The sequence below is a fragment of the Candidatus Planktophila sp. genome, assembly GCA_030681675.1.
Lineage (GTDB): Bacteria > Actinomycetota > Actinomycetes > Nanopelagicales > Nanopelagicaceae > Planktophila.
In genome coordinates, this window is sequence record JAUXRP010000024.1 from 1 (window position 1) to 4661 (window position 4661).

At 47.5% G+C, this 4661-nt stretch carries 4 protein-coding genes; 3 read left to right on the forward strand and 1 reads right to left on the reverse strand.

Features of this window, described 5'->3' with window-relative positions:
- The first annotated feature begins 194 nt into the window (after nucleotides 1–194).
- The 3 genes from Q8K48_06175 (at nucleotide 195) to otsB (ending at nucleotide 3699) form a co-directional block, all read left to right on the forward strand.
- On the forward strand, nucleotides 195–614 hold the full coding sequence (locus Q8K48_06175; protein ID MDP1851986.1) for an OsmC family peroxiredoxin: 420 nt from the start codon (nucleotides 195–197) through the stop codon (nucleotides 612–614).
- Between the two features lie 96 nt (nucleotides 615–710).
- Nucleotides 711–2900, forward strand: a complete 2190-nt coding sequence (locus Q8K48_06180; protein ID MDP1851987.1) for a trehalose-6-phosphate synthase — start codon at nucleotides 711–713, stop codon at nucleotides 2898–2900.
- A gap of 1 nt (nucleotide 2901) precedes the next feature.
- Nucleotides 2902–3699 carry a trehalose-phosphatase gene (otsB, locus tag Q8K48_06185; protein MDP1851988.1) on the forward strand — a complete coding sequence of 266 codons (798 nt, stop codon included), beginning with the start codon at nucleotides 2902–2904 and terminating at the stop codon, nucleotides 3697–3699.
- Nucleotides 3700–3748: 49 nt separating this feature from the next.
- Here otsB and Q8K48_06190 read toward each other — a convergent pair whose 3' ends face one another.
- Entirely contained in the window at nucleotides 3749–4411 is a 663-nt protein-coding gene (locus tag Q8K48_06190) for a hypothetical protein (GenBank protein MDP1851989.1), read from the reverse strand.
- Nucleotides 4412–4661 lie beyond the last annotated feature (250 nt).

Below are 4661 nucleotides of genomic sequence, written 5' to 3' on the forward strand. Positions count from 1 at the left end.
AAACCAACAGTCCTCGTCTTTGGCAATTTCTACCTTTACGGTGATCATTTAAGTAACTCCAATGCCTCATCAACTGATAATCCAACTATATTCACTAAATAATATTTTACAATCTTTGGAGTTACTTCTTTGCCATTGTGAATTCAATAAGATGTAGAGTTACGACTAATTAACTTTTATTTAAGGAGAGATCAATGGCAACTACACGAAAAGCATCGACAGTTTGGAAGGGAACACTTTTAGAGGGCAAGGGTGAGGCGACACTTAACTCATCTGGGGTTGGTGTTTTTCCAGTCTCATGGCCGGCCAGAAGTGCTGAGCCAAATGGTGTAACAAGTCCCGAAGAGTTAATCGCTGCGGCGCATTCAGCGTGTTTCTCAATGGCATTTGCCAGTGCACTAACTAAGGCAGGTACTCCACCAACTGAACTGCGCACCTCTGCCGAAGTCGATTTTCAACCAGGAGTTGGCATTACCGAGATCCGACTTCATGTTAGTGGAGATGTACCAGGACTCGATCACGCAGGCTTTGTATTAGCAGCCGAAGGTGCGAAGGAGGGGTGCCCAGTTAGTCAGGCGCTCAAAGCAGTTCCGATTAAATTATTAGTTGAATAGATGTTGTCGGTAAGTTGGAAAATTACTCAGAAATGTGCGCCAATACTGGGTAATTAGAGGTGGACTAGGATGTAAATCATGAAAAGGGTTTACATAATGGCGGCTACCGCCATTTTCGTTGCGAGTCTCTTTGCGAGTTTGTTAACCCTGAGCCAGGTAAATAGCGCGAAAACTGAACTAACTTCACGACTCCAGGTACGCAGCGAAGTTTTGGCTGAGAGTCTTGCAGAAAGCATCATGTCCTCATACGACGCCGGCTGGACTGTTGGTGTACAAAAAATTATAGATAGATTTACTCGCAGCAAAGGCCTTGTTGGCCTCAGCGTTTTCGATAATTCGGGTGTGCTCGTAGCAGGCTCAGAGGACATGCCTCTTCCTGAAGATAGAAATCTTATTAATACGGTGATGTTAACCCATCAAGCTATAGGAGAGTTTGTCCACCGTGGCAACAACACGTACTACGTGCTTATCAGACCGCTATATGTGGACGACGTTATCGTAGGATCACTCGCAGTCGCGCAGCACGCTTCGTATATCGATAGAAATATACGTGAAATCTGGCAACGCGACCTAGTTCGCCTGTTGTTCCAAATTCTGATTTTTGCCTTGACGATTCTTGTCTTAGTGCGATGGATCTTTTTCCATTCAATCTCCACAATGGTTGAGTCGCTACAAGCCCTTCGTAGAGGCAATTCCGAGATCGATACGATCCCGCATTCAAGTTTCTTCAAGCCACTTGCGGGAGAAATCTCGAAAGTGACGAAAAGTTTGCGCCAGGCCCGACAGTCAGCTAGCGATGAGGCCCGCATGCGTCTTGAAATGATTGACTCTCCGTGGACAGCCGAGCGGCTCCGGGAGTTTATAAAGGCCTATCTGAAGGATCGCCCGATATTCGTGCTCTCGAACCGTGAACCGTACGTGCACAGCAAAACTAAGAATAAAATTGAGTGGTCAGTACCGGCCGGTGGTGTAGTAACCGCGTTGGAGCCCGTGATGGAAGCCTGCGGTGGGACATGGATTGCGCATGGCAGTGGAAATGCCGATGTAGAAACCGCTGATAAGAACGGCAGAATAATGGTTCCGCCCGACGAGCCGAAATATACGCTTAAGCGAATCTCACTCACAGAGAAGGAGATTGAGGGTTACTATGCCGGTTTCTCCAATGAGGCGTTATGGCCACTGTGCCACATGGCTCATACGCGCCCGCTCTTTCGCTCGGATGACTGGGTTGAGTATAGGAAAGTCAATGCCAAATTCGCAAAGACGCTGCTGGCTGAAATACGAAACGTAAAGCGGCCGATTGTATTAGTCCAAGATTTTCATTTGGCGCTCGTACCGGAGATGGTAAAGAAAAGCCGTCCTGACGCCCTAGTTGCCATTTTCTGGCATATACCGTGGCCATCTCCAGCGCAGTTTAGTATCAGTCCTTGGCGCAAAGAGCTTCTGGGAGGAATGCTAAAGGCCGACCTCGTTGGTTTCCACACGCAGCAGTACTGCAATAATTTCATCGAGACAGTCGGCAACGAGATTGAGTCGCGTCTTGATTACGAGCAGTTTTCGATCTTCCGGGGCACACATAAAACTGTGATTAGGCCGTTCCCGATATCAATTTCATTTCCAGGAAGTGCCGAAGGCCACGCCGAGCCTAGTAAGAAAACCCTCGATGAGCTTGGAATTCATGTCGAACATCTTGTACTCGGCGTCGATCGTCTGGATTATACGAAGGGAATATTAGAGCGGTTCAAGGGGCTCGAATTTTTTCTCGATTCCAACCCCGAGTACCAGGGGAATCTCACGTTGCTTCAGATCGCATCACCGTCGCGTGAGATGGTTGAAAAATATCGTGAGTTTGCAGTTCTGGTGACCAGCGAAGCGGAACGAATCAACAATAAATTTAGCGTAAACGGCTGGAAACCTATCGTACTTGAAAAGCGAAACTATTCGCATGAACAACTCATACACCTCTACCAGTTTGCCAATGTCTGCCTGATTACATCTTTGCACGACGGCATGAATCTTGTGGCAAAGGAATACGTTGCCGCACGCAATGATGAATCTGGTGTGTTGATATTGAGCGAGTTCACGGGAGCTTCGCGGGATTTAATTGGTGCATTGCTTATCAATCCGTACAGTGCCGAGGAAACCTGTGCCGCAATTCTAACCGCTTTGATGATGCCCAAAACCGAGCAGCAACGTCGAATGAAGATAATGCGCACATCAGTTAGCGATTACAACATCTACCGCTGGTCGGCCGAACATATCAAGGCCCTCTTGCAACTTGAGTAACATGAAAGACGCCGATATCCATATGGATTCAATCCTTGCTGATATTAGAAACCGCGGCTGCGTTCTCATGCTTGATTTCGACGGAGTTCTCTCACCTATAGTAGAGATACCGTCAGAAGCACGCATATCACCTGATGCTCGACGCTCACTTATCGCATGTGCCAAGAAGATGCCCGTCGCTGTTATAACGGGTCGCCCTCTATTGGATATTGAGGTACGAATCGGATTAACAGAGATCATATATGCGGGAAGTCATGGAGTTGAGTGGAAGATGGATGGTCAGACACATCGACACGGTTTTTCTCAGAACTCCCTCTCAGTGTTTGAGATGGCGCGAAGCCCTCTTTTGCACTATGCAAAGCTCTTTCCTGAACTGTTCATTGAAGATAATAACTACGGTCTTACATTTGGATATCGATTGCTCTCGGCCACTCAAGCTGCGCAGTTTCGCATAGGGGCAACTGAGATAGCGGAAAAATTTGTTAGTGCCGGAGGGATTCGCCTTATAGACAATCTATTTACTTTCGAAATTACTCCCATGTCTGAATGGACAAAAGGCAGTTGCGCGCGGCACATATATTATGCGACCAGAAAAGGAAACGCCCTTCCGGTCTATATTGGTGACAGTCTGTCTGACGAAGATGTCTTTCGTGTCTTCGCTAAGAGTGGAGTTACTTTTCGCGTCGGGCAGTCGAATACAAGTCTGGCGCAGTATTATTTTAAGTCGCGTAGTCAGGTCGATCGATTCCTACATAATATTTCGATTGAAACGAACCAGGAAATGTATAAAGACATCTAGTTAGTCAGGCGCTTAAAGCCGTTCCTTTTAAATTATTAGTTGAGCAGATTTAATCATCGGCAGAGCCATTAACGGAATCAGTTCCATCACCGCCATCTTCAACGTCATCGCCATCTCCACCGTCGAGTACGTCGTCACCGTCGCCACCATCGAGAGTGTCATCGCCTAATCCGCCATCTTCAACGTCATCGCCATCTCCACCATCGAGAGTGTCATCGCCATCTCCACCATCGAGGGCGTCATCACCTAAACCACCATCTTCAACGTCATCCCCGTCGCCTCCGTTGAGTTCGTCATCACCGTCGCCACCATCGAGAGTGTCATCGCCGCTTCCTCCATCTAGGGAGTCGTTACCTTTGCCTCCGTTGAGTGAGTCGTTGCCCGCACTCCCTTTGATGACATCGTTGCCTAGGCCGCCAACAATTGTGTCGCTACCACCCTGACCATCAATTTTATCAATACCGACACTTCCACAGATCAAATCATTTCCAGTGCCAGCTAGAACAGTGTGCCTTCCAGATCCCTGAACGAGAATCACATCGACTTTAGAAGTGCCCTTAATACTGGAGGCACTAGAAACGATCGTCGCCTTTTTCCCCTCACAGGTGAGCGTCGAAGCCGCTAACGCCGCGGGTGAGATGAGGATAAGTGTTGGGGTGAAGATAAGAGTAGAAATACTTAATAGACCAACACGCTTCATCAAAAGTTTCATGAATCCACGGTAGCACTAGAAATTGAATTCACAAGAGATTAAAAATGTAACTGAACTCCACACAGTTCGATCAACTGTATGGAGCCCAGTTACGAGCAGAATCTCTCGCTAGTTCCGACGGCGTTTCAAGACTGTCAACCCGCCCAGAATTGCGATCAATGCGCCAGCAAGCATCAGAGTTTGAATGAGCCTTTCCAGACCAACTGGTTTGAGCGTGTTGTAGTTGGCAAGGTTTTCATCAAATACTTTT

Coding starts and splice junctions, on each gene's coding strand:
- Q8K48_06190 (MDP1851989.1), bottom strand. CDS start 4,411: ATGAAACTTTTGATGAAGCGTGTTGGTCTATTAAGTATTTCTACTCTT.
- Q8K48_06175 (MDP1851986.1), top strand. CDS start 195: ATGGCAACTACACGAAAAGCATCGACAGTTTGGAAGGGAACACTTTTA.
- Q8K48_06180 (MDP1851987.1), top strand. CDS start 711: ATGGCGGCTACCGCCATTTTCGTTGCGAGTCTCTTTGCGAGTTTGTTA.
- otsB (MDP1851988.1), top strand. CDS start 2,902: ATGAAAGACGCCGATATCCATATGGATTCAATCCTTGCTGATATTAGA.